This is a genomic window from Corallococcus sp. AB018, assembly GCF_003986945.1.
Taxonomy (GTDB): Bacteria; Myxococcota; Myxococcia; order Myxococcales; family Myxococcaceae; genus Corallococcus; species Corallococcus exiguus.
The window spans coordinates 1-25,744 of record NZ_RAWR01000071.1; the positions used below are offsets into that span (position 1 = coordinate 1).

Below are 25,744 nucleotides of genomic sequence, written 5' to 3' on the forward strand. Positions count from 1 at the left end.
AGCTCCGCGATGCGAGCCTCCTGCTGCGCAATGCGAGCCTCCTGCTGCTCGATTCGCGCGAGCGCCGCGCTCAGCAGTCGCTCCAACTCCGCGATACGCGCATCTCTTGGGTCGGGAGTGGCCACGTTCCATTATTTCTAAGCCGCCCCCGGCCCACGTCGAGCGTGGTGAGGCCCACCGTTCGCTGCCTCACTACCCCCTCAGTCGAGCACCACCCCGTGAACGCTTACCCGGATCCATTGCGATGTTTCGTGGTTCCAGAGGGCCATGAGCATACGACTAGCCTTAAAACGAGAACTCAAGGCATAATCAGGTCGTCGTGTGAAGGGGGGGAACATGAAACTCGCACCAGCGTTCCTGTCGCGCGCGAGCTGGCACGTCGAAGAGGCAGTGCAACTCGAAGCCCTGGAGGGCCTGCTGCGACAGGTCTGGGCGGAGGGATGTCGGCCCTGGCCGGACATTCCCCTCTCCCAGGACGCCTTCGTTGCCTCCCTGGCAACACACACTCCCAGTCCGTCAGTCCGAACCGGCATCGCAGGGATCTTCGCTCAGCTCACTCCCGGCGACCTCTACCTGGCCTGCGCCTGTGCCGAGGGCATCCCCGTGGCGCTGGCCGCGTTCGAGCGGCGCTACATCGCGAGCATCCCCGCGACGCTGGGGCACATGAAGCTGACGGAGTCCGTGCTCGATGACGTCCGGCAACAGGTGCGTGAACACCTGTTGGTGCGCACCAACAGGCCTCCTCGGATTTCGGAGTACTCCGGCCGCAGCCCGCTCGCCAACTGGCTGCGCGTCGTGTCCGTGCGCACCGCCCTCAGCCTGCTGCGCACGGCGCGAGAGGAGGACGCGACGGGCGACGAGGCCATCCTCGAGTCGCTGCCCGCCTCCGTGGGAGACCCAGAGACGGAGGCCATCCAGCGGCGCTACGAGGGCGAGTTCCGCCAGGCCATGGAGGACGCCTTCGCCGCCCTGTCCAGCAAGCCCCGGTACCTGCTGCGCCTCCACTTCGTGGACCGGCTGTCCACCACCAAGATTGGCGCCCTGTTCAACGTCAACCAATCCACCGCGTCCCGGTGGCTCCAGAGCGCCCAGCAGGACGTCCATGACGAGACGCGGCGCCTGTTGAAGGAACGCCTGGACCTCTCCTCCCAGGATTTCACCAGCGTCCTGCGCTCCGTGGAGAGCCAGCTCGATTTGAGCCTCAGCCGCATCCTCACGGAGGCCTGATGCGGTTTTCCACGATGCGGCGCCGCACAGCCACGCAATAACAATTCACTCCTCGTGAATTCTGATAAAGATTGCATAGCTTGATTCCGGGTCGCGTCTTTAAGACGCGAACACCCGGTCTGTGCCGGACAGCACACAGCATCGCCCTGGTGGAGCACGGCACCCGCCCCTGCCCCACCGCACCCATCACCCATCACCCACCTTCCGCCCGAGCGCGTTCGGCCCCCACGGCCACGACGCCGGAGGCACATCCACACCTGCAGCACAGGAGGCCACATGTCGACAAACCAGACACGCCCCAGCCGCGCCACCGCCATGAGAAGCCAACTCCTGCCCTGGATGGGCATGCTCACGCTGGCGCTGGGCGGATGCAGCGACCCGGGCGCCCAGGACGTCGGCACGCCGCCGCCGGCGAAGCTCATGAGCCGCGTGGCGCCCCTGAACGCGGCGCCTCCGGGCCTGGCCATCTCCGGTGAGTACATCGTGGTCTTCGAGTCGGAGGTGAACACGTCCGCCATCGACACCGCGGTGGCGGAGGTCGTCCAGGCGGGCGGCGCCAACGCGCTGATGCACCAGTACTCCATCGTGCCCGGGTTCTCCGCGAAGCTGGACGCCACGGAGCTCGCCAGGCTCCGCGCCAACCCGGCCGTCGCCTATATCGAAGAGAACGCGGCCGTCAGCATCAACACCCCCTTCCCCAGCCCCGCGGACGGCACCGACCGCGTGGATCAGCGGCTGGGCCGCGACGGCATCTACAACGACCACGGCCGCACCGGCTTCGGCGTGCACCTCTACGTCGTCGACACCGGCATCAACTCGACCCACACCGAGTTCACCGGCCGCATCGGCAACGGCTTCAGCGCCATCAACGACGGGCGCGGCGTGGAGGACTGCCACGGCCACGGCACGCATGTGAGCAGCACGGCCGCGGGCACCCAGTACGGCATGGCCAAGAAGGCCCGCATCCACCCCGTCCGCGTGCTGAACTGTGGCGGCGGCGGAACGTGGGAAGGCGTCATCGCCGGTGTGGACTTCGTCCGCTCCAACTGCGCCACCCAGAACGGCCCCTGCGTCGCCAACATGAGCCTGGGCGGCGGGATGTCCCCCACCGTCAACGCCGCCGTCACCAACGCCATCAACGCGGGCGTGACCTTCGTCGTCGCCGCGGGCAATGAGTCCACGGACGCGTGCACCCGCTCTCCGGCGAGCACGCCCGGGGCCATCACCGTGGCCGCCACGGACGACAGTGATCGGCGCGCGTGGTTCTCCAACTTCGGCAATTGCGTGGACATCTTCGCGCCGGGCGTCACCATCCTCGGCGCCTGGATTGGGAGCACCACCGCCACCAACGTCATCGACGGCACGTCCATGGCCAGTCCCCACGTCGCGGGCGTCGCCGCGCAATACCTGACGGACCACCTCAACGCCCGCACCACCCAGGTGGAGGCCAACGTCAAGGGCTCCGCGAGCCTGGAGTGCGTCACGGACACGCGCGGCTCCCCCAACACCTTCCTCTTCAGCGACCTGAACCAGGGCAACTACACCTGCAGCAACACGGTCGCCAGCTGCAGGGGCCTGTGCGGTGGCCCCGGCTACGGCTGCTTCTGCGAAGAGAGCTGCGTCCAGTACGGCGACTGCTGCCCGGACTACGCCGACGCCTGCCAGTGACCTTCAAGCCGTCTCGTCTCTCGCGTCCCTACCCCATCGTCTGAAGCAAGGAGGATGCAACATGATGCGCATGCGTCGTTATCTGGTGCTCGCGGGCACCGGCTTGAGCCTGCTGTCCGGCTGCACGTCGAACCCCCAGGAGTCCACGCCGGAGTTCCACGGCCGCAACCAGCAGGGCCTGGGTGAACCGGGCCGGCTGAGCCGGGCCGAGTGGACCACCTACCTCTCCGACCAGAAGTACCTGCACTCCATCGCGAAGCCGGACGTGCGGATCCGCCTGAACCTGGCGGACCCCGCGCAGCACCGCTTCGCCCTGTCCCGCCTCAAGCTCGCGGGCAAGACGCCGGAGAACTCGCCCTACCTGTTCAAGGCCCTGGAGCAGCGGCGCCAGGACCAGGTGGCCCGTGGCTACGCGCCCGGCCTGCTGCCCCCGGAGGCCAACAGCCTGGTGGGGACCGCGGACCGCCAGGAGATGCACCTCATCGAGGAGGCCAGCACGGGTGAGACGACCGCGGTGGCCAATGATGGCCTGGGCACCGCCAGCTCCACCTTCCCGGGCGGCGCCATCTACACCTACGTCGACACCAGCTACTCGGACTCCAGCGGCAACGCGCTGGGCGACCTGGCGTGGCGCGAGGAGTTCGACGGTGGCTACAACGTCACCATCAACGCCACGGGCAACCTGGCGCTGACGACCCTCAAGCGCTACCGCGTGTCCTCCTACAAGGTCGAGGAGTCCGCCGGCCAGAACGTCACGGACTCGTACATCTTCACGGAGATGGGCGTCGAAGGCGGCCCCGTCGTCAACGAGGCGCCCCGCCTGGGCGGCCTCACGGTGCTCGCGCCGCTCGACGTCGCGTTCAACGACAACCTCATCTCCGTGTGCCTCAACCGCACCTGGACCCAGGACTGCGACTACGACCTGACGGGCAACCTGAACTCCGTCAAGCTGCCGCTGCAGGGCTCCATCTCCGTCACCAGCAGCCACGTCTTCGACGACGCCGTCATCACCCAGCTCAAGGCGGACCTGAACTCGGGCGTGGCCCGCCCGGACGCCGGCCACCTCAAGCTCATCCTCACCAACACGGGCGGCGGCTGCGACGTCACCGACGGCAACACGCTCGTGGGCAAGATGAACCAGTTCTGGAACCGCGTCACCCTGAGCACGGACAAGAAGACCTTCTCCTGGGACCTCACGGGCACCAACGCCGCCTTCTTCGATGACGGCTGCCGCCAGATGCAGGACTCCGCGAAGCTGACCGCGCTCATCTCCCTGCCGCTCATCTCCGCGGGTACGAAGTACCGCTCCTCCATCACCCTGAGCAATGATCCGGCCGCCGTCCGCCCGGACTACGTCTTCAAGAAGATCACCGTCACCAACAGCTGCCTGGCCGAGGGCACCGAAATCGCCATGGCCGAGGGCAAGCCGGCCGCCATCGAGTCCCTGAAGGCCGGTGACCACGTCACCAACCCCTACAACCCGTCCCTCACCATCATGGACACGGCCGTCGGCATCGAGACGACCCCCATGGTGCGCATCCACGACGAGGCGGGCCGCAGCCTGCTGATGACGGAGATGCACCCCATCCAGGCCGTGGCGCGCGGCATGGTGCAGGCCCGCGACCTGCGCACGGGGGACCTGGTGATGACCCGCACGGGTCCCAGCAAGCTCACCGCGGTGACCCGCGAGGCGTTCACCGGCAAGGTCTACAACGTCAAGGTCGGCTCCAAGACGGAGAAGGCCCTGCTCGGTGAAGACCAGACGGCGGTGTACGCCAACGGCTTCCTGGTGGGCGACGGGCAGATCCAGAAGAAGTACGAGGCCATCGCGCAGCAGCCCAAGACGGGCGACATGCTGGCCCGGCTCCCCAGCCGCTGGCACCGCGACTACCAGCTGTCGCTCCAGCGCAAGTAACCCCAGCCCCCACGGCATGGCTGATGCGGCCACCCCACGGCTTTCGAGCGTGGGGTGGCCGTGCCGTTGCCGCCGTGGGGACGCCCTTCCCTTTTCGCGAAGCACCCACGCGTTCAACGTCACGGAGTGAACCCGATGCAGCCGTTCAAGACCTACCTGCTCCCGCTGTTCGTCGCCCTGGCGGCGTGCGGAGATCCTCCCGAGCCCGCCACTCCCGAGAAGCCCCTCCGGGTCTTGAGCGCGGAGGCCCTGGCCGAGCGCCAGCGCATCGCGAAGAAGGCCCTGGCGAAGCCCGGCACCGTCAAGGCCTCGCTCGCCACCGTCGCGGAGGTCAACTCCGCGCTGGACCTGCCGGCGGGGGTGGTAGCGAGCGCGTCGCTCACCAGCCCCAATCCGCAGGCGGCCATGGTGGCGCCGTCGTACGGCAACATCACGCCGCGCAGGGGCAGCTCGCTGTTCATCATGAGCACGGGCAACATCAACGTCGCCAACCTGCCGGAGCCGGGCACGGACTACCCGCCCGAGGGCGTCGAGGGCGACAAGGTCCTCTACCGCGTCACGCTCAACGTGCCGGCCAGCAGCAACCGGGTGACCTTCGACTTCCGGTTCCTCAGCGCCGAGTCCCCCGAGTATGTCGGGACGCAGTACAACGACACGTTCACCGCGCGCGTCATCGACGGGCTGGGCACGCGCACCGTCGCGGACTCGTCGGTGAACAGCGCGCAGTTCTTCGACGTCTCCTCCACGCGCGCGGCGGGCACCGGCTACGACACGCTGTTCTCTGACGACCCGTCCGGGGTGGACTTCTTCCCGGCCACCTACCCGCCTGAAATCATGCTGTTCCCCGATGCGGGCATCACTGACTTCCGCACCGTCAACTTCGAGGTCCTGCGCGGCGGGCAGGTCACCATCGAGTTCGAGATCAGCGACCTGGGCGACGGCGTCCTCGACTCCGCGGTGGTCATCGACAACATCACCTTCTCCAGCATGGAGGTGGTCAACCCGAACCCGGCCCTCATCCACCCGTATACGGGCGCCGTGGTGACGGACGTCACGCAGCTGTCCGCGCCGTCTTCCGCGGCGATTCCCCCGGTCCAGGGCGTGGCCGCGGACGGCGTGACGCAGGTCCTGGTGCGCGCCAAGATGCCCTCCGCCGGGTCCATGACCTTCTCACTCAGCGGGACCAGCCCGGCCAACGGCGGCCTGGGCGCGGTCGGGACCACCACCCGGGCGGCCTCCGTCACCGTCCCCACCGTTCCCGTGGGCGGCGTGCACTACGCGTTCGCGCTCTACACCAGCCCCCCGGACTTCAACAGCGGGGGCTTCGAGACCGCCACCTCGCGCCTGGTGACGCTCTCCGGCATCTACACACCCGCGTCGGGAGCGAGCTACACGTCGACGGTCGAGCTCTCCATCGTCCGGCCGCCGCTGGTGCTCGTCCACGACCTCTGGTCCTCGTGCGCCGCCTGGCAGGCGACGGATGGCCTCGCCGCGAGCAGCCTCTTCCAGACGACGTGCGCGGACTACTCCGCGACGAGTTCGGCCAGCTTGACCCTGGAGGCCAACGAGCTCGCGGTCCCCAACGCCATCTACTCGGCGCTGACCAAGATGCGTCAGGGCCAGAACGCCGTCACCCAGGTGGACGTCGTCGCCCACGGCGCGGGCGGCCTGCTGACCCGCAAGTACGTCGACTCGGCCAACTACCGGAGCGTCGCGACCTTCAAGGAGGGGGACATCAACCGGCTCATCAGCCTGAACACGCCCCATGAGGGGACGCGCATGGCCACCGAGCTCGTCCGCATGCGCGACATCCTCAAGGCCGAGCCCTCCGGCCCCTGGGGATTGGTTCGGGACGCCCTCGCGATACCCCACAAGATCTCGCTCGACGTCGATGGCGGCTCGGCCATTGACGACCTCAAGGTGGGCAGCGCGCTCATCAACAACCTCCGGCAGACGGACGTCCCCACGCACTTCATCACCGGCCAGGGAGCACAGCCGCTGCAACGGACCGCTACGTTGGGCCTCCTTCCGGACGGCATCAAGGTGCTCTACCAGCAGATGGAGACCTACCATCCGGACTCCCGCGGCCAGTCCCTGCAGCTGCGGCAGAAGCTCATCCTGGGTCCCGACAGCACGCTGTTCTGCAACGACCCGCACGACATCTTCGCCGGGACCGCGGAACAGCAGGGCGGCGCCGTGACGGGCAGCACGGCCATCACCCCCTTCACCGTGACGCTGGCGAACCGGAACACGGAGCACTTCAAGGTCCAGATCAACGCGGGCCACCGGGATCGGATCCTCCAACTGCTCAACAGCCCTGTGGGAGGACCGCTCTTCGCCACCTCCATCCCCAGGCCGAGCACGGTTCCCACGGTGAATGGCTGCGCGGGCTTCACCGCGCTGCCAACCCCGCAGCGCGCCCGTGAGGCCATCGCCACCGCCGCCACGGGCACCGTGGTCATCACGTCCCCCCAGCCCGGCACCGTGGTCTCGCCGGGCGGCACGGTGACGGTGAGCGTCGCCGGGGCGGTGGGCTTCCAGCCAGAGACCGTCCTCATCCTGACCGAGGGCGCGGCCTCCGTCCTCGAGTCGGGGCCGTTCACGACCCAGTTCCGGATTCCGGCGCAGGCGCTCGGCGCGTTGACGCTCGTCGCGTTCGGCATCGACAGCCAGGGTCGGATGGTGCGCTCCGCCAGCCTCCCCCTGACCGTCAGCAGCTCCGCCCAGCTGAGCTCCATCCAGATTCTCAACGGGGATGCCGTCCTGAGAGGCCCCGGCGCGAAGCTGAAGCTGGTGGCGAACGGCCAGTACACGGACGGCGTGGTGAGGGATATCTCCTCGCCCTCGAGAGGCACGCTCTACTCGGTCTCCAACACGAGCATCGCCACCATCACCCCTGACGGCACGCTGACGGGCGTCTCCAAGGGCATGGCCACCGTCATGATCCGCAACGGCACGGTGCTCACCAGCATCACCGTCACGGTGGGGGACGAAAGCTCCGCGTCCTGCATCCCGATCCGGCTGGGCGAGTACAACCTCTTCGTGCTGGAGGACTACCAGCAGGGCAACGAGGTCCAGGGCAAGCTGGCCGCGGGCCGCAACATCTCCCTCCTGAACTTCTCCGTGGGAGAGAAGCTGCCTTCGACCGACACGGCCAACGTCCTGGTCGCGGGCGGGACCCTCTCCCTGTCCAATGGCTATGTCTGGGGGGATGCCCGGTACGGCGGGAAGCTCGCCCAGGAACCCAACGTCTTCTATCCCCGTGGGAACGTGGCCCGGGCGACGCCCATCAACTTCACCAACCAGGGCAGCGCCCTGCGGGCACTCTCCGCTGAACTGGGCGCCCGGCCCGCCAACGGCACCGCCACGCGCGAGTCCTGGGGTGGCGTCATGCTCACCGGCACGGACAAGCAGGTGAATGTCTTCGACGTCAAGGCCTCGTACTTCACCGGCGCCACGCTGCTGTCCATCAACGCGCCCGCCAACAGCCTGGTGGTCATCAACGTCCGGGGCACGTCCGCGACCTTCACCAACTTCGGACACGCCTTCAGCGGCGGCATCGACGAGCACGGCGTCCTCTTCAACTTCCCGGATGCCACCAGCCTCACTGCCTATGACTATGGCTTCTACGGCACGGTTCTTGCCCCGAATGCCAACGTCAACTTCTCCGGCGGGAGCTGGGTGGGTGGAATCTACGCACGCTCACTGAAAGGCAATGCCGTCGGACAGCTCAGCCGGCTGCGGGATACCGACATCTGCGATTGATGGCAGGATTCACGCGTCCGCGAAGAACCGCGACATGGGGGGCCCAAGGTGCTCAAAAATCTGAGGAGCCGCACAGCCACGGGAGGAATGTTGCTCGCCTTCTGGATGGGCTGCGCGGCGGAAGCCCCCGCTGACAAGGTCCCCGGCCTGGGAACGCAGGCCGGGGACGTCACGGACGCATCACAGCCTCTCACCGTCGTCGCCAGGGACGCGGAGCGCGGCGTCCCGACGATGGCGTGGGCACCGCTGGGAGCACCTGCCGCCCGCCCTGGGCAGAAAACGCCTGAAGCCGCCGCGCGGCGGTACCTGGAGCAGCACGCGTCCCTGTACCGGCTGTCCCCCACCGCGCTGCAAGCCGCCTTCGTGCACCGGGTCCACGACACGGGCCGCGGCGGCATCATCGTGGCCTTCCGCCAGCGCGTGGGCGGCATCGACGTGGTCCGCAACGAGCTGAAGGTGTTGATGACGCGCGACCTGTCGCTCGTCGCCATCACCGGCAACCTGCATGACGGCGTGGAGGGTGCACGGGCGACAGCCCGGAGCGCCTTCCGGACGTCCGCAGCCCAGGCGGTGGCCGCCACGCTGGGAGACCTCTACGGCATCACGCTGGAGGACACGGCCGTGGTGGCCCGGGCGGAGGCAACGACGTCGGGCCGCCAGCGGTTCGACCTCGCTTCCGGCCGGGGCGTGAAGCGCGCGGGCGTCTCATTGGTCGTCCCCGCCGAGGTCCGGCAGGTGTACTTCCCCCAGGCGGACCGGCTCGTGCCCGCCTGGTCCGTGGATGTGCTCGCGGAGCGAACCGGGCAGGAAGGCCGGCGCGGCTACGAGTACCTGGTGGATGCCGACCAGGGTGGCACGCTCCAGCGCAGCAATCGCATCTTCCATGACAGCTATTCCTACCGCGTCTGGGCGGACGCGGACGGAACGCCCCAGGACGGTCCCCTGCGGGACTTCACGCCGTATCCCAATGAAATTCCCAACGAGACGTTCGAGTCCCCGCGAAACATCACCGTGGACGGACGCGCCCATGCGGGCGGAGTGGATTCGTGGCTGCCTCCGGGCGCGACCACCACCTCCGGCAACAACGTGTCCGCCTATGCGGACCACTCCGACCCGGATGGCTATACCGAGGGCTCCGACACCTGGGCCTTCGTGAATCCCGCCACCCGGGACTTCCATTACGACTACGAGCCCACGCTGGGCCCCCTGGCCCGGCCGTCGCAGACGCAGGCCGCCATCACCAGCCTCTTCTACACGACCAACTGGCTGCACGATTACTACTACGCGTCTGGCTTCAATGAAGCCAAGGGCAACGCGCAGCGGAACAACCACGGCCGGGGCGGACTGGAGGGCGACGCGCTGCTCGCCGAGGCCCAGAATCAGGGGCCCAACCCACAGGTCCGCAACAACGCGGCCATCTACGTGCCGGATGACGGGCTGCCTCCCCGCATGGAGATGTACCTCTTTGAGATGCCAGAGACCCGGTCGTTCCAGGTCGCGGAGGTGGACTACGCCACGGGCCGGGCCAACTTCGGCCCACGCACCTTCCACCTGGACTCGCTCCGGCTCGTCCTGGCGCAGAGCGGCTCCGCGTCGGTGACCACCGCGTGCCAGGCGCTGACGAATGATGTCTCGGGCGCCATCGTCCTGGCCGACCGGGGCGGCAACTGCTCCTACGAGCTCAAGGCGGTGAATGCCCAGGCCGCGGGAGCGGCCGGCCTCATCGTCCTCAACCACACCGAGGGCGCCCCTCCCCCCAACATGTTCGAGTCGGATCCGCTGCTCGATCCCACCCTTCCGCTGATGTCCGTTTCGTATGAGACGGGGCAGACCTTGAAGGGCCTGCTCGCCAATGGGCCGGTGGCGGGGACGATGAGCATCATGTCAGACCCTGAACGGGACGGGACGATTGACAACACCATCGTGTCGCACGAGTGGGGACACCTGCTCCACCTGCGGCTGGTGGATTGCCACCTGCCCGTGTGCCTCGCGCAGAGCGAGGGCTGGGGGGACTTCATCGCGCTCCACCTGATGGTCCGGGAGAAAGACGCCTTCGCATACAACGGCACGTATGGGATTGGCGGATATGCCGCGCATGTCCTTGGCGACAGCCTCTATTACGGCATCCGCCGGGTCCCCTACTCCCGCGACCCCACGAAGAACGCGCTCCGCCTGCGCCACCTCAGCGACGACGAAACCCTTCCCGTGGAGCCCCCGCTCCGCGACAACGGCGGGTTCAACTCCGAATCGCACAACGCGGGCGAGGTCTGGGCCTCGATGCTCTTCGATGGCTACCTGGCGCTGCTCGACGAGGCCGAGAAGACGGGCTCGTCCTTCGCGGAGGCGAAGCGGCGCATGGCGGACTACGTCGTCGCCGGGATGGTGGCGGCGCCCGTGGACCCCACGCTCACGGAGCAGCGCGACGCGTTGCTCATGGCGGCTGGCAGCCAGGAACCGCGCGACATGGACCTCCTGGCCCAGGCCTTCGCGGGGCGGGGCGCGGGCACCTGCGCCCGTTCCCCTCCACGCAGGTCCCTGAACTTCACGGAGATCCACGAGGCCTATACGGTCCAGGCGGACCTGAGATTCGAGTTCGTGAAGGTGGATGATGCCCGCCGCACGTGCGACGCGGTGCCGGATGGCATCCTCGATGCCGGGGAGGCGGGTTCACTGCACCTCAAGATCACGAACCTGGGGCCCGTCAAATCCGAGGGGACCCCCGTGACCGTCGTCAGCAACCGGCCCGGCGAGGTGATCCTCCCCACGGGCGAGTTGTGGGTCCCCTCGGTGCCGCCCTTCGGTTCCATCTCCATGGCCATCCCCATCGAGTTGGCCGTCGCTCCCACGCGCCCCCGGGACCTGGAGCTGACGCTCACTCCGAGCGGCTCCGGTTTCTGTCAGGCCCCGGTTCCGCTCCGGCACGTCCTCAAGGTGGACCACGACGAGGAGGCTGCCACGACGGACACCTTCGAGAGCCCCTCGACGGCGTGGAGCACGGTGGTGCTGAAGGGGGCCGCGGACCAGGCGTGGCAGCGGGTGCTGGCCCCGGACAGCACGGTGGATGCGGCCAACCATGTCTGGTTCATCGCGGACGGCCCGGACCTCGCGGACACGGCGCTGGTGTCGCCCCGCCTCACGGTGTCGGGCTCCGTGCCCTTCACGGTGACGTTCGACCACCGGCATCGCTTCGCCTTCGACGTGGACTCCTGGACGGGCCAGAAGACCTTCTGGACGGGCGGCGTGATCGAGCTCACCCAGGACGGTGGCCAGACCTGGGAGGACGTGAGCAAGCATGCCGAACCGGGGTACGGGGGGAAGCTCGACTCGACCACGAGCAACCCCCTGGGCGGACAGCAGGCATACGTCGCGCAGAGCAGCCTCTGGCCACGGATGAACCAGGGCACGAAGTTGGATTTCGGCTCGCGGTTCGCCGGGAAGACGGTCCAGCTGCGGTTCCGGTTCGGCTCCCCCTGGTACGTGGAGTCCCATGGCTGGGAGGTGGACAACGTCGTGCTGTCGGGCGTGGTCGGCAAGCCGTTCAAGGCCGTCATCCCCAACGCGGGCACCTGTATGCCGAGCGCCAACGCCGGTGAGGATCAGCTCGTCGAAAGTGGCGCGGCGGTCACGCTCCAGGGCTCGGGACACTCGACCGCGTCGGGGACCGTGATGACGTACACGTGGCGGCAGCTCGATGGTCCGCCCGTGGAGCTGACGGGCGGAGGCACCGCGTCCGCATGGTTCCTGGCGCCCATCGTTTCGAGCGAAACGCCGATGCACTTCGAGCTGACCGTGAGCGTCGGTCCGCTGCTCGTTGACACGGACACGCTGGAGATCCGGGTCAAGCCCGAGGACCCGACGACGGATCCCGACCCGGATCCGGATCCGAACGTGGGGGGCGGGGGCTGCGCCAGTGCCTCCCCTACCTCAGAGCCCTCCACCGCCTGGGTGGGGTGGCTGGTCGGAATGCTCGCGGCCCGGCGCCTTGCGTTGCGCCGGGCCGGGCGTTGAGGCGGTGCGTGGCTCACGCCCTACCCCGCAACTTCAGATCCGCCAGTCACTTCGGCCGTCCAGTCTGGAGGGCTGATGGCTTTCAGTTCCTGGTTGTCACGCAGGTCGTACCGCCCCTTTGCGACGTTGAAGACCTCAAGTGGGTCCACGGTGGCTGCTGCCCACCGCGCCGACTCCTTCCTCTCCAAGGCCACCTCGTAGACGTATTCATCCCGGACGGCGCCGGTCCCCCGCGGCCTTCGCTGTGTGTATGCAGCGACATGGATGGTTTGAAGGGTCGGGCCGGCACAAAACGCGGAGCGTCCAAGCTGAAGTGCGAGCCCGCTCACCAGCGTCAGGTAGTCAGCGTTGCGATCCTGCCGGGTTCGCCGCACCTCCTTGACCGTGCCGTTCGCGAGCGCCCTCGATTTGACTTCGGGAATGACGTCCTCAATCTCCGGAAGGTCGAGCAGGATATAGGCCCGGAGGCTGTCGTCGACACCGACGCGGGCCTGTGTCTCGAAAGGAAAGTCAAGTTCCTCAAGGCAGGTTGAAACAGCCTCTTCAACGGCTTCCACCTCGCCATCCAGGATACGCCGCGCGAATTCGATCCGTTCCCGCTCCTCCAGGGGCCAGTCCAGCAGAGCCTGTTGCTTCGCCGCAAAGGCCCTCTGCGCAGCCTGCCAATGCTTTGGCCAATGTTCCTCGAAGCGCTCGGAGCAGAAGCGCTGAATTTCTAGAGAGCGCTTGAGCCCGAAGGCGATCACGGGTCCCAGGCCCAGCGACAGGCCCAGGACCGCGGCGCCCGACCCCATCGCTTCCTGCAACTGATTGTCCACGCCTTTGAAGATCAGGATGGCCAGGACCCCCAAGAGGATGAAACGCCCGCCGTCGCTCCGATCGCGCAGGACACGCCGTTGGATCTCCTCGCGGAATTGGCGTCGCTCCTGGGCCTCGTCAGGCGCCTGGGGGACGGGCCACGCGAAAGGCCGCTCATTCAAAGAGGCACGGTACTCAGCGTCCGTGGGAAGCGCGGGCATCTGGCGCCAGCAGTTGATGAGGTCCTCATGCTCCCGCGCCTCCTCCATGACCTCCTGCTCCGCCTGGGCCTTGAGCGTTTCACGTTCAGCCCTGCGTTGCCGCGCGGCCAACTCGCGTCCGGAGGGGGCCCGAGAGCCTCGGGGGTTGGAGCTTCGCGAACTCGACGTCCAGGACATCCCTGTTCCTGGGATGCCAACGGTCGTACGAACCCCTTTCGAGGAGAAGTTGACCCGTGCCCCACGCCCTCCCACGCTCACAGAGGAACGTCCCAGGCCCACGTTGAGTCGGACACTTGGCAACAGCTTCACACTTCGGCGAAACCGAAATCCCATGCGCGCTCGCCTCCGGACGCCGATGCCTTGATTTATGGCATCAGTCCACGGGAAGTCACGCACGCCGCTCAGGGGAGGGGCAATACCTCGAAAGGTGTAGTCGCGCCACCTCACTACCTATTGCTCAATCGCCATCTGAAGTCGTACTGCACGGGCATCGCCAGCTCCAACAAGCCCATCAACGATGTGCTGGTAGCGCCGCATGTCCTGCTCACCGAGTAGGCCGGATGTCCGCACACGCTCAAGCCAGTCGACAATGAGCCATGAGCGGCTCGCGATCTCGCCAAAACTCCCATCAAGCAACGCAGCCACCCACGACAACCCGCGAGTGGCCTGTTCATGCATCGGCGCCGTACCTAAAAAGCCTACAAGCGCGTCCACACAACTCGCATTACCGACAGCGAGCGGCAGCCAGCGATCAATTCGCGTGGCGAGTTCGGCGACCACAGGCCAACCGTCAGCGGCCTCGCGCATCGTGGCTTCCAAATTCCTTGCGTTAACACTTGGCCAAGGGCTCGGTATGAGCCGATCGACGCCAATCGCCGTCAAAGGATGATCCCAGCTCCCATCCTCCTCTTGAAGGACTGCATCAAGAACAATATCCATCACCACCGGCCATACCCGCCGAAATGCCTGCCGACGCTGGGGGCTCTCTGTAGCGACTGTGGCAAGTTCCCGAAGTAGCCAATTCAACGCGGAAGGCGCGCTCACAAACTGCTTCACATGACCTATGAGTGGTTTTGGCGGCAGGCAGTCGAGCAGCGCAGATACGATAGCGAGATCATCAAGGGCATCGACGCGGAACCTCTTTTCAATGTGATGAGGCCTAACGCGCTGGTGGGCTTCGAACAGCGCGTCGCGCAACCGCACTGCCTCACCCGCGACACAACATTTCGACATTGCACATGCAGTCGTAGCAACAATAGGCCCCACAAGTCGAGACAGCAGAAGATCCTCGACAGCTACGGCGCTCAGTGCTTTCTCAACGTTCTCACCAAGCACTGCAATCGTTCGCATCCCCCCTTCAAGTGCTCCCATCCGGACGTATCGAGCTCCATCGCGAACGCAAGCAAGCGCCTCTCCATGAATACAGGTGGGCTTATCATTTCCAATCAAGCGACATGGGGCGTGCCATAGAAACGAGAACGCAGTTGCAAGAGTCCGACGAACCTCGTCTAACGGGCTCTTCATCAAGAAACGCATCGCATCTATAACCGCAGAGTGCTGGCCGAAGTCTACCTCTGCATCGGCTATCGAGAGAATGACTGGAAGTCCTCGAGCAGCAATGCGATCCATCCCCATGGGATATACGCTGGCTTCTGAGATGAGCGTGTCGTCGTTGGGCCCATGTATAGCCGAGGTGAGCGTAGTGATCGCCCACTTCAAGTCATCCCTACCAAGCGCAATCTGTTTGGCCGCATGAAACTGAACCGCGGCTGCGGCTACTGCAACCGACGCGCTGCGCGGTTCGGGCGGGCCGGAGCTTGGCGGATTTGCCTGAAAGCTGCGCGCGAGTGCGATGTCTCCAACAAGGGAGTCACTCGGGGACTGTGGCAGGGTCGTGCCATAAATATCCATCATCCGCCATGCAGCATTGCCTCGCTCCTGCTCGGCTCTGGCAACAGCGGTCCTGTTGGCAACCAGGTCAGGCAGCTCGTGCACAAAGGCACTGACTCCTCCGAGACGATCAATGCGGTAATGCGAACCTCGCAACGTGCTCGCCCAGCCTTGAACCGTCAGCAGATAATCGTGAGCCTCCATTGCGGCATCATTCGCACCACCTAGGAAATCTGGGCCTTGACTCGGGACTTCCCCGGTTCCCCCGTCAAGCTGAGAACCCGCTCCTGCGGGCCCGACCATCGTTTCCGCTCGCTCGCTCAGCTTATCAGCGACCTTCGACAACCTGGCCAAGGTCGCCTGATCATCAGCAATGAGTGCACGCGACACCAGATAAGCTGAGAGCTCCTGAGGAAGCCATTGACGGCGCTCCTTTCCAGGAACATCACCATCATCCTTGCCCTGAACATGAAAACCGACCTTGTCGTGTGTAACCCTTTTGAATTCCATCTGCCAGACAAGGGGGTTGGCGAACCATACATCCAGTTCATCTTTGACCAGGTGGACATGGCGAATCAGCAGGCCCACAACAAGACCGAGCATCGCGAGATTGTGACAGTCGGCGAGAAGCAGTTCGACCACCCTGGCAACTGGGATGTTGCTGGCAATCAGCCGATCCGCCAGACGCTCAACCGCAAGCAATGCACTAACACAAGGATAGGGCCCCACTCCCGTACCTCGATACCAAACCCAGACATTCTCATCACCTACAAAATGGCGAACCCCCTGGCTTGGCAAGTCCACCAAAATGCCAGGGAGATTCACTATTGGAATGATCGTCGGATCTTTGGCACCATGCACAACGCGATGGCGCGCCGCATGATCAAGCATCCTGTTGACCAATGATATGCCCTCGCGCGGGTGAGCACACAAGAGACTCCAAAACGGCCCATAGTAGTACGCAGCTAGCGATGCCAACAAGCCATGATTTTGATGACCCCGAATGCCCATGCTGAACATCTCGTGGTATGACCATGGGTCATCATCCGGCTCTCGCCTCTCAATATAATAGGCCTCAGTTAATGAGATCAGGAGAGCAGGATGGTGTACAGCGAGCGACAGCGGTGCGACTGAATTTTCCAGACACGGATACAGCTCGTGTGGGGCGCGTGCGGCCAAGCCTCGGAGTTGTGCTTCAACGCGCGAGTCCAAGTCAGGCCCAAGCAGACCGAGGCAATTAATGAGGTGCTTATCGCGAGAACTCAGGCTGCCAACCAACAACTCGTCTCTAACGCGGGCCCGAAGCGCATTTGGAACATCCTGTTCTCTGCGAGAAGCCAGCCCAGTCAGCCAAGCAGCAAGCACTTGGTTCGAAGACTCAGTGAGCTTCTTAGGCAATCCTCTCACAGCATTCCAGTGCTCACAGAGGAACTCAATAACTGGGGCTACAACCAACTCGTCAGCCAAACCGTCAGGAGAGAAGCGCTGTTGAACAATACGTAGGAGACGGGCTAACTCGACGCCTTTATTGCTAATGAGCACCCCTTCTGCGGCTTTGAGTCCGTGCGCCGAAGCCCCAAGTGTGAGCAGAGCTTCCCATGGAACATCAGCCCAACGCTCCCCGTGCTCTCTGGATAACGCATCGAAGTAGGCTTGGGACGCAGTTCGCGCCCTCTCCGTGTCGCTCCCGGCTTGCAGGAGCATCGCTTGGCAGGCGAGACGCGCCGCTCGGATCGCCCACCTGGGTGCCTTCGCATTTTCAAGCAGACGTTCCTGCGGCGAAGTCACAAGAAGCCGAGTTATTGCAAAGTCACGTATGAGATCATTCGCAAACTCGTCGCCATTCCGCCAAGCAGCAGTCGGCCCCAGTGACAGAAGTAGTCCATCAGAACGGAGCGATGCCAGAGCGAGAGGCTCCATCAGCATGGGTGCCGCTTGGGGGCTGAGGGACCGCCGCGCAAGAGAGACTAGCGCTGCCTCTCTGCCATCAGGCGTTGCGTCGCCTCGCGAGTGGGTTTCCCCCCTTCTGACAAGCCGCCCCCACACTGCCGCGAATACATCCGCTTCAGACAACGCGCCGTTCGGCAGGGCAGCGTAAGCACCACTGCGCAGAAGAGCATCCACCAGCCCAAGTCTACCGAGTAGCCAGCGTGCACGCGGTTCTTTCGCAACACGCTCGAACACCGCGAAATTGCGCACGATCTCGGCAACTTCGCCCTCGGTCAGAGATGGAATGATGACTTCGGCGGGCGACTCTTTAGAAGACGCACCAGCACCAGCAAGGGTCTCCTTGACAACTGTTCGGCCATCGTCCCTGGTGACTGCGACAACACCAAAGCCGTTCCGCACTGCCGCCCTTACAACATGCGTGAGAACCTCTCGCTTCCCCTCAAGCGCTGCTTCAGCACCGTCAACAACAACAGTTCGCGTTGATGCCACTGAAGCTCTACCCAGAACAGTGGAAAGCGATGCTCCGAGTTGCTGGTCGAACTCACTGGGAGTATTCGGAAGATCTCGCAAGCTCAGTGCAACCACACATGCAGACTCTGCGCGAAGCATTTCCACAGATGCAGCGGTGAGAGCCGACTTTCCGACGTCCGGCTCCCCGGTGACAACAATCATCTCCGCATTCCGGCCTGCGTCTCTCAGGCGAGCGGCAAGGTGTTGCTGCTGGCTCGTGCGAGCGAGCGAAAATTCAACAGGTTTTGATGCTGAATTATCAGTCAGAACACTGCGCGTACGGGAGCGCAGATATTCACCATGGGTCTCGAGAACGTCCCAGCCCGGCCCGGAGTTGCTGAGGGCTACGACCTTTTGCAACAAGTCGACTGTACATGCCGCAGCTGCATTCGCCGCCAGCAAATGAAAATCATCACTCTTGAAAGAATCACCAAAGTCGGAGATTCCTCTTACGACTACCCATGGGATCCCGCCGTTTCGGCATGCTTGGCAGAAACCGGCGCCCTCCATCTCCCCAGCTTCCACTTGCCCATGATTTTTCTTTCGGATCTCAGCAAGAGTCTTGCCATCTCGAAATAGCTTGTTGCCCGAAGCGATTGTTGCTGGCTTGAAGCGGAGAGTTTCCGCCACGTGAACGGCAAATTCTTCTTCCTTCCCAGGAGGAGGGGTCGGGCGAATGAAGTTCCCAAGGTTCGCGTCCGGTTGAGGCTGTGCACCTTGAGCCCAATACGCCGTCATTCGTTGGCGGACAGAAAAATCCTGCTCGAAATGTTCAAAGACGCGCGGGCGCGCGACAAATCCATCTACGTCGAGAGCACCGCGCTCATAGGCGTAGACGTTCTCAGCTACAAGTACGTTTCCGATCTTGTTCTGGCCGCGCATACCGGCCGCAATCCCAGCCAGGATGGCAAAGCGAGGCTTGAGTCGTACCAGCAGGTCTGCCGTTACAGCCGCGGCATCTTCTGGGCCAGGGCTTCCGATAGCGGCCAGGCACACGGAATAGGTACGCCCACCTGCAGGTGACTCAACTGAGGCGTTCCAAACGAGAGTCTGATTCTCCAGCTCTCGTGGGCGCCCACTGTCGCACCGCAGTGCCCGCTGGAGAGCTCCGAGTTCTACTGGGATTACCGTGAGAACAAGAACATCACAAAAGTTGCCTAACGCCATCCTCTGATTCTAAGTCCCATCGAGAATTCGCCGCATCCAACATTTTGAGCGAATGCAGGCCCAGCAGCTCGCCGCAGAGCAGCGAGAGAACACCGCACGCATGTGCAGCACAGAAGAAGCGGCGCACACTGTAGGCATTAAGGCCCGATTCGAACACACAATGGTGCCGACGCGGATTGCGTGTGGCCTGCCGAACTCACAGGAGCCGATGCCGGCATCCAGGACCTGATGACGCGAAAGACGTACTACGGCTTGCACCGCTGAGCCGCGCCTCGCGCCTCCCCCTGATTGCGTCAGGGCGAGGCTCGGAGGGCCTGACTCAGCTCTCGACGGAAGCGGAGCCTTCCTGCTCCGGATGCTCCTCACTGCAGACCTGGCCGGACGCCTCGTCCCGCGGGTCCTCGTCGCGGGTGGCTACCGAAGGCGTGGGTTCGGCTTGGAGGCAGTTGCCGATGCAATCTCCTCCCCACCGACCACACGTGATCCACCCGCCCAGATCATGGGTACAGGGCGTGCCGCAGGCAGTCGCGCAGGTACATGCGGTCTCACACGACTCCGCACGAGCTGAGGCGATTGGGGCGAGTGTAAGGACGGCGGAGGTGGCCAGCAGGACCCGCAAAAGCTTGCGCATCTGATTCCTCCCATCGGGGTGAAGCACTCACTTTGCGCCGCTGGCCAACTGAAATGCAAGTCTTTGCCGGCGAGAACCCGGGACGCCTACTGCCGGTCGCTGATCCGCTGCTGCAATAGCCAGTCGTAGAGGGACAGGTCCGCGTAGGCCGTGTCCCAGGTCGCTCCGTTGTGGCCGCCGTTGGGATAGACGGTGACAGGCCGCATCGCGCTCGCGCCCGCGCCGCACTTCGTGTCCAGCCAGACCTTGAGGTTGGTGGAGCGCCCGGGCGTGTCCAGGGCCCCGTGGAAGGCCCAGATGGGCAGCGGCTTCAGCACGCAGACATTCGGGTCGTTCGTCGGAGTGGAGGTCAACGCAATGGGGACGATCGCCGCCAGTTGGGCCGCCTGCGTCATGCCCAGCTCGATGCTGGTGTTGGCACCGCCGCTCAGGCCCGTGAAATAGACGCGGTCCGCGTCCACCCGGTAGTTCTTCTTCGCGTCCTCCAGCAGCGCCATCAACGTGTTGGCGTTGAACCAGCCGTTGCCACTGTTGCTGACAGGCATGCGCTGATTGGGAGAGATGACTTTACTATTTAAACAAGATAATCGGACGCATTGTCCAGGCGCACAACCACGCCACGTGCCAGGGCGCCAGCGCGGTGAATCCGGACGGGCCAATCCGGGCCATTGAAAGGCAGACAACCCCCGTCCAAAGCAGCGCCTGCGCCAGGATGAGCGACCAGCCGGTGTTCTGGAGCCACCTGCGCTTCAAGGCATGGCCGCCCAATGAAACCAGGGCCGGCAACAAGCCGCTCAGGGTGAACAGCGCCCACGGCACCACGCGGTCTCGCGTGAGCTGCTCGGGCGGGCGGTGGCTGGAGTACTGGTTGTGCACCACGCCGTCGTGCAGCAGGAACGCGTAGAAGAGGCCCGACTGGTAGAGCATGGAGGCCGTCGCGACGGCGACCCCGAACCCTCCGAGTCGCGTCCGGCGCCGCGCTTCCCGAGCCAGCACCTCCGGCGGCAACTCCAGCGCGTAGGGATGGCCCAGATCCAACAGGGCGTCCTTCGCCGCCTGCCGCACCGTCACCCCTTCGCGGCCCGCGCGGTCCCCCATCGGGTGGTCCGGCGCCAGCAACTCCAGCAGCAGATCCGCCCGTGCCCGGGGCGTCTCCTCTTCCGTGGGGGCCCGTCGCAGCGCCGCGATGAGCAGGTCGGTGTCCGCCCGGGTCGCGTCGGGTGAGCGCACCACGTCCGTCATCGCTTCGAGGGAAGGCTGCGCGGGACGTGGCTGCGACCGTGACATGGTGTGCGATCCCTCGGCTCGCTGACTCCGGTGCGAGGCCCCGAGGATAGGTGAGTGCCGCCCGGCGGCCCACCCCGGGGGCGCGGTGGTGGAGCTGGCGGCGGGGCTGGAGACGCAGTTCCACCGCGTCGACGACGGCCGCGTGCGCCCCCTACCGCTACCCCCGGGGCGCCTGGCTGCGCTTCCTGCGCCTGGGCTCGAACGTGCCCGGGCCGCGGAACGTCCTGCCCATGATGGCCCACGTCTCGACCGCTCCAGGGAGCTGAGCCGGCCCGCGGTGCGCGCGGTATCCTCGTGGGATGTCTGATCTCTACGCGGTCCGAGTCCTCGGTGTGTCCCGGCATGCCGTCCGCCTGTCGGTGGCGCGCGTTCACCCTGACGCCGGGAAGCCCGCGCCTCACGCCGTGTTCGCATTGATGTTGATCTACGACCCCATCGAGAAGGCGGAGGACGCCGAGTTCAGCAACTACCGACACCTGAAGGACGCGGCGCTCGTGCGGGAGGTGGGGGGGCGCAAGGTCTTCACCAGCGAGTGGATGAACGCGAACGCGCGGGCCTTCGTGTCGAAGGTGACGCGGTCCGGCCCCTTCCTGGACATCCAGCTGACGCACCCGGCGTGGGGGGAGCACCTGCGCCCGCGGATGGCCTGGCGGACGACCGCCCACGACGTCGGCCCGGGCCTGCCCGCCGAACCTCGGGTGCCCGCGATGGAGCAGGCGACCGTCCCGCGCTCACCGGGTGAACGGACTCCGAAGGCCGTGGGCGCAGGAGCGAAGAAGGCAGCGAAGGCGAAAAGCCCGGCGAAGAAGGCCGCGAAGGTGAAGAAGACCGCCGTGAAGAAGACCGTGGCGAAGAAGGCCGCGAGGGCGAAGCGAGGCGGCTGAGGGCCCCGGCGGCGTCTGGCCCCGGGCAAGCACCTCCGGTAGGAGCAGCCGGGCATCGCGGCGCGCACGGGCCGGTGACATTCAGTCCCGTGACTGCTTCAGGCATGCGGAACCCGGGGCCTCATCCCGTATGCTCCGCGCCCCATGTCCCCGTCCCTGAACGCCCGAAGCGCGCTCGCCGCGGCCTCGCTCCTGCTGACGCCCCCGGCGCTGGCACAGGCACCGCAGGCCGGCGCGCCGCCCGCGGAAGCGGCCCCGCCCGCGCAGGCCCAGCCCGTCATCACCAAGCCTCCGGAGCTGCTGCAGCAGGTGGAGGCCACCTACCCTCCCGAAGCGCTCGCGGAGGGGGGCACCGCCTCCGTGCGCCTCATCATCACCATCGCCGCGGATGGCTCCGTGTCGGAGGTGTTGCCCACGGAGCCCGCGGGCCATGGCTTCGACGAGGCGGCCATCGCGGCGGTGCGCCAGTTCCGCTTCTCACCCGCGGAGGTGGACGGTGTGCCCGCGCCGGTGCAGGTGGAATACATCTACCACTTCACCCTCAACGCCCCTCCGGAGGAGGCCCCCGGACCGGACCAGGCCCCGGTGGCGCGGAAGGCCACGATCAAGGGCCAGCTGATTTCGCGCGGCAGCCGCTCGCGCGTGGCCGGCGCCACGGTGCGCTGCGGTGACGACCCGGAGGCGCCCGAGGCCCTCTCCGACGCGGACGGCCGCTTCAGCCTCGACGTGCCCCCTGGTGAGTGCGCGGTGCGCGTGGTGGCGTCCGGCTACCAGCTCTACCAGACGAAGGAGCAGCTCCAGGAGGACGAGACGACGGAGGTGAACTTCTTCCTCGCCCCCACCGGCGGCGCGCTGGAGACCGTCGTGCGCTCCGACCGGCCGAAGAAGGAGGTCGTGCGCCGGACCATCACGCGCCAGGAGGCGCAGCGGACGCCGGGCACCTTCGGCGACCCCATCCGCGTCATCCAGACCCTGCCGGGCGTGGCGCGTGCGCCCTTCATCTCCGGCCAGCTGCTGGTGCGCGGCTCCAACCCCGGCCAGACGGCGACGATGATGGACGGGGTCGGCATCCCCCTCCTCTTCCACCTGCTCGGCGGGCCCTCGGTGGTGAACGCGGAGTTCATCGACCAGCTCGACTTCTTCCCGGGCGGCTACGGCAGCCAGTACGGCCGCGCGGTGGGCGGCATCGTGGAGGTCGGCACGCGCAAGGGCGCCGCCGACACGTTCCATGGCTCGGTGAAGGTGGACCTGCTGGACGCGGGCTTCTTCCTGGAAGCCCCCGTGACGGACGGCATCAGCGTGGCCGCCGCCGCGCGCCGCTCGTACATCGACACCATCCTCCCCGCCGTCCTCCCCAAGAGCGAGGGCAGCACCCTGTCCGTGGTCCCCAAATACTGGGACTACCAGCTGCGCGTGGACTTCGGCGCGAAGCGGGACGCCCGTTCCGAAGAGGAGGCCCAGGCCCTGGCGGGCAGCGCGCGCAGCACCGGCTACGTCATGGCCTTCGGCAGTGACGACCAGCTCCGCCTGGTGACCGGCGGTCCGGAGACGGAGCGCGACCTGACGGTCGACACGCACACCCTCTTCCACCGCATCAAGGGTGACTGGACGTACCGCAAAGGCGCGCTCACGTCCGTCTTCACGCCGTACGTGGGCTACGACGGCACCAGCTTCAAGTTCGGCGCCGCGAAGCAGGATGGCGTGGGCTACACGGTGGGCGCGCGCGAGGTGCTGGGCCTGGAGCTGTCCTCCAGCCTCACCGTGCGCACCGGCCTGGACCTCGTCTACGAGCACCAGTCCTTCGACGTGGAGTTCCCCGCCCCGGAGAACTTCGAGTACGTGGCCTTCCCCGGCGCCGAGTCCGTGGGCGAGCTGCTGGTGGAGAAGATTGGCCTGGGCTCCTTCGACGGCGCGCTCTTCGTGGAGGCGGACCTGAAGGTGGGGAAGTTCACCTTCACCCCCGGCGTGCGCGGCAACTTCCAGCGCGCGGGCGACGCGCGGAACGTGGCGTTGGATCCCCGGCTGTGGGTCAGCTTCGCGGCCACCGAGCGCACCCAGCTCAAGGGCTCGCTCGGCCTCTACAGCCAGCCGGCGGAGACGTTCCGCTTCATCTCCCTGCCGTACGGCAACCCGGACCTGGCCTACCAGCGCGCGTTCCAGAGCAGCCTGGGCGTGGATCACCGGCTGACCGACGTGCTCAACGTGGACGTCACGGGCTTCTTCAACCGCCGCTTCGACAACATCGCGGCGCCCGGCGACATCCTCTCGCTCCCGGGTGGAGGCGTGGTCCAGCTGCCGTACTCCAACCAGGGCATCGGCCGCGCCCTGGGCCTGGAGGTGATGGTGAAGAAGCAGCGCGCGTCCGCGACGGACAAGTGGTCCGGATGGCTGTCGTACACCTTCAGCCAGTCACTCGACGGGCGCACGGGCCGCGCCCCCGAAGGGAATGGTGGAGACTTCGGCGGGGGCTTCGGTGGCAGCGGCGACGAGACGTATGGCCTCAGCCCCTTTGACCAGACGCACATCCTCACGCTGGTGAGCACCTACGTGCTGGGCAACGGCTGGGAGCTGGGCGGGCGCTTCCGCTACACCACCGGCCGCCCGACGACGCCGCTCAACCACACGTTCGACCAGTACCAGGTGGACAGAAACCGCTTCAACGGCACGTACGGCCCCTACGCCTCGGCGCGTACGTCCGGGTTCCACCAGCTCGACATGCGGCTGGACAAGAGCTGGCAATTCCAGAGCTGGACGCTGGGGGTCTACCTGGACGTGCAGAACCTCTACAACGCGGAGAACGTCGAGTTCACCTTCAACGACTACCGGCAGCGCCGGGAGTACGAGGTACCCGGCATCCCCATCCTCCCCGTGGTGGGCGTGAAAGGAAGCTTCTGACATGAAAGCCCTGCTCAACACCGGAAGCCTGCTGCTGCTGGCGCTGGCCGCCCTCGCGTGCGTCGAACCCGAGGACAAGCCGTCGAGCGTGCACGACCTCCGCGTGCTCGGCGTGTCCACGGAACGGCCCGAGCTTATCGCCTCCACCTGCGAACAGACGCCGGAGGCCTTCGACGAGTTGGCGGAGGAGGTGACGTACCGCGCGCTGGTGGTGGACCCCGTCGGCGCGGGACGCCCCATCCAGTACCAGCTGTGGGCCTGCGCGGATCAGGACGACCGCACGTGCGCGACGGAGGCGGACCGCGCCCTGCTCGCGGAGGGCACCACGACCGCGGGCGAGCTGACGCTCCCCATCCGTCCCGGCGCGGCCCGCGTCTCTCAGGACAAACTCCTGCTGGAGCGCGTGCTGGCGGAGGACGCCTACAAGGGGCTGGGAGGCATCCGCATGCCGCTCGTCCTGAGGGTGTCGGCGGGCGACGAGGAGATCTACGCGCAGAAGCTGATGGTCTTCTGGTGCCCGGTGGTGGAGGGCATGAAGGCCAACGAGCAGCCCGTGCTTCCGGGCCTGCGGGTGGACGACGTGGCCTGGCCGGAAGGTGAGCCGCTGGAGCTGAGCGGCCCCGGGCCCTTCGTGATGACGTCCGAGGACGTGTCGGACCGCGAGGAGAACTACATCGTCCCGGGCCTGCGCCTGCAGGCCGTGAACCTCAAGGAGGCGTGGGAGATCGCCTGGTACACCACGCTGGGCGAGTTCAACCTGTCGGAGACGGGCGGCGCGGACTTCGGTGGCCAGCAGGGACGCCACCGCGTGGAGTGGGAGCCGGCGGAAGGCGCGGCGGCCCAGGAGGTGACGTTCTGGGCCGTGGTGCGGGACGGGCGCGGCGGCAGCTCATGGGTGGTGCGCCGGGCTCGCTGGAGCCCCTGAGCA

Annotated in this window: 12 protein-coding genes and 1 pseudogene; 8 read left to right on the top strand and 5 right to left on the bottom strand. The window is 66.1% G+C overall.

Annotated elements, in window-relative coordinates:
- Positions 1–336: 336 nt before the first annotated feature.
- The 5 genes from D7Y11_RS16665 to D7Y11_RS16685 all read left to right on the top strand — a co-directional run bounded on the left by D7Y11_RS16665 (position 337) and on the right by D7Y11_RS16685 (position 12,583).
- Positions 337–1,227 (top strand): sigma-70 family RNA polymerase sigma factor, encoded by an 891-nt coding sequence (locus D7Y11_RS16665; protein ID WP_120578746.1) that lies wholly within the window; start codon positions 337–339, stop codon positions 1,225–1,227.
- Positions 1,228–1,503: 276 nt separating this feature from the next.
- Positions 1,504–2,895 (top strand): S8 family serine peptidase, encoded by a 1,392-nt coding sequence (locus tag D7Y11_RS16670; protein WP_233604788.1) that lies wholly within the window; start codon positions 1,504–1,506, stop codon positions 2,893–2,895.
- A gap of 61 nt (positions 2,896–2,956) precedes the next feature.
- Entirely contained in the window at positions 2,957–4,810 is a 1,854-nt protein-coding gene (locus tag D7Y11_RS16675; RefSeq protein ID WP_120578747.1) for a Hint domain-containing protein, read from the top strand.
- A 135-nt stretch (positions 4,811–4,945) separates the two neighbouring features.
- Positions 4,946–8,575, top strand: coding sequence for a choice-of-anchor A family protein (locus D7Y11_RS16680; protein ID WP_126934179.1), 3,630 nt, complete (start codon positions 4,946–4,948; stop codon positions 8,573–8,575).
- 87 nt (positions 8,576–8,662) lie between these two features.
- The gene (locus D7Y11_RS16685; RefSeq protein WP_126934180.1) at positions 8,663–12,583 is read left to right on the top strand and encodes a M36 family metallopeptidase; all 3,921 of its coding nucleotides are present in this window, start codon (positions 8,663–8,665) and stop codon (positions 12,581–12,583) included.
- Positions 12,584–12,603: 20 nt separating this feature from the next.
- Here D7Y11_RS16685 and D7Y11_RS16690 read toward each other — a convergent pair whose 3' ends face one another.
- The 5 genes and pseudogenes from D7Y11_RS16690 to D7Y11_RS16705 form a co-directional block, all read right to left on the bottom strand.
- The gene (locus D7Y11_RS16690) at positions 12,604–13,713 is read right to left on the bottom strand and encodes a hypothetical protein (protein ID WP_233607308.1); all 1,110 of its coding nucleotides are present in this window, start codon (positions 13,711–13,713) and stop codon (positions 12,604–12,606) included.
- A 66-nt stretch (positions 13,714–13,779) separates the two neighbouring features.
- A pseudogene (locus D7Y11_RS45345) lies at positions 13,780–13,935 on the bottom strand (DUF4236 domain-containing protein); the annotation flags it as partial.
- 117 nt (positions 13,936–14,052) lie between these two features.
- Entirely contained in the window at positions 14,053–19,119 is a 5,067-nt protein-coding gene (locus D7Y11_RS16695) for a hypothetical protein (RefSeq protein ID WP_126934182.1), read from the bottom strand.
- Between the two features lie 717 nt (positions 19,120–19,836).
- Complete coding sequence (locus D7Y11_RS16700; RefSeq protein WP_126934183.1) at positions 19,837–20,295, bottom strand: hypothetical protein; 459 nt, start codon at positions 20,293–20,295, stop codon at positions 19,837–19,839.
- 25 nt (positions 20,296–20,320) lie between these two features.
- On the bottom strand, positions 20,321–21,037 hold the full coding sequence (locus D7Y11_RS16705) for a hypothetical protein (protein WP_126934184.1): 717 nt from the start codon (positions 21,035–21,037) through the stop codon (positions 20,321–20,323).
- A gap of 404 nt (positions 21,038–21,441) precedes the next feature.
- On the opposite strand from D7Y11_RS16705, the gene D7Y11_RS43830 reads away from it, so the two are divergent.
- The 3 genes from D7Y11_RS43830 to D7Y11_RS16725 all read left to right on the top strand — a co-directional run bounded on the left by D7Y11_RS43830 (position 21,442) and on the right by D7Y11_RS16725 (position 25,741).
- Positions 21,442–21,921: a hypothetical protein gene (locus tag D7Y11_RS43830; RefSeq protein WP_199733853.1), complete on the top strand. Its 480-nt coding sequence runs from the start codon at positions 21,442–21,444 to the stop codon at positions 21,919–21,921.
- Positions 21,922–22,065: 144 nt separating this feature from the next.
- The gene (locus tag D7Y11_RS16720) at positions 22,066–24,816 is read left to right on the top strand and encodes a TonB family protein (protein ID WP_126934185.1); all 2,751 of its coding nucleotides are present in this window, start codon (positions 22,066–22,068) and stop codon (positions 24,814–24,816) included.
- Between the two features lies 1 nt (position 24,817).
- Positions 24,818–25,741 (top strand): hypothetical protein, encoded by a 924-nt coding sequence (locus tag D7Y11_RS16725; RefSeq protein WP_126934186.1) that lies wholly within the window; start codon positions 24,818–24,820, stop codon positions 25,739–25,741.
- Positions 25,742–25,744 lie beyond the last annotated feature (3 nt).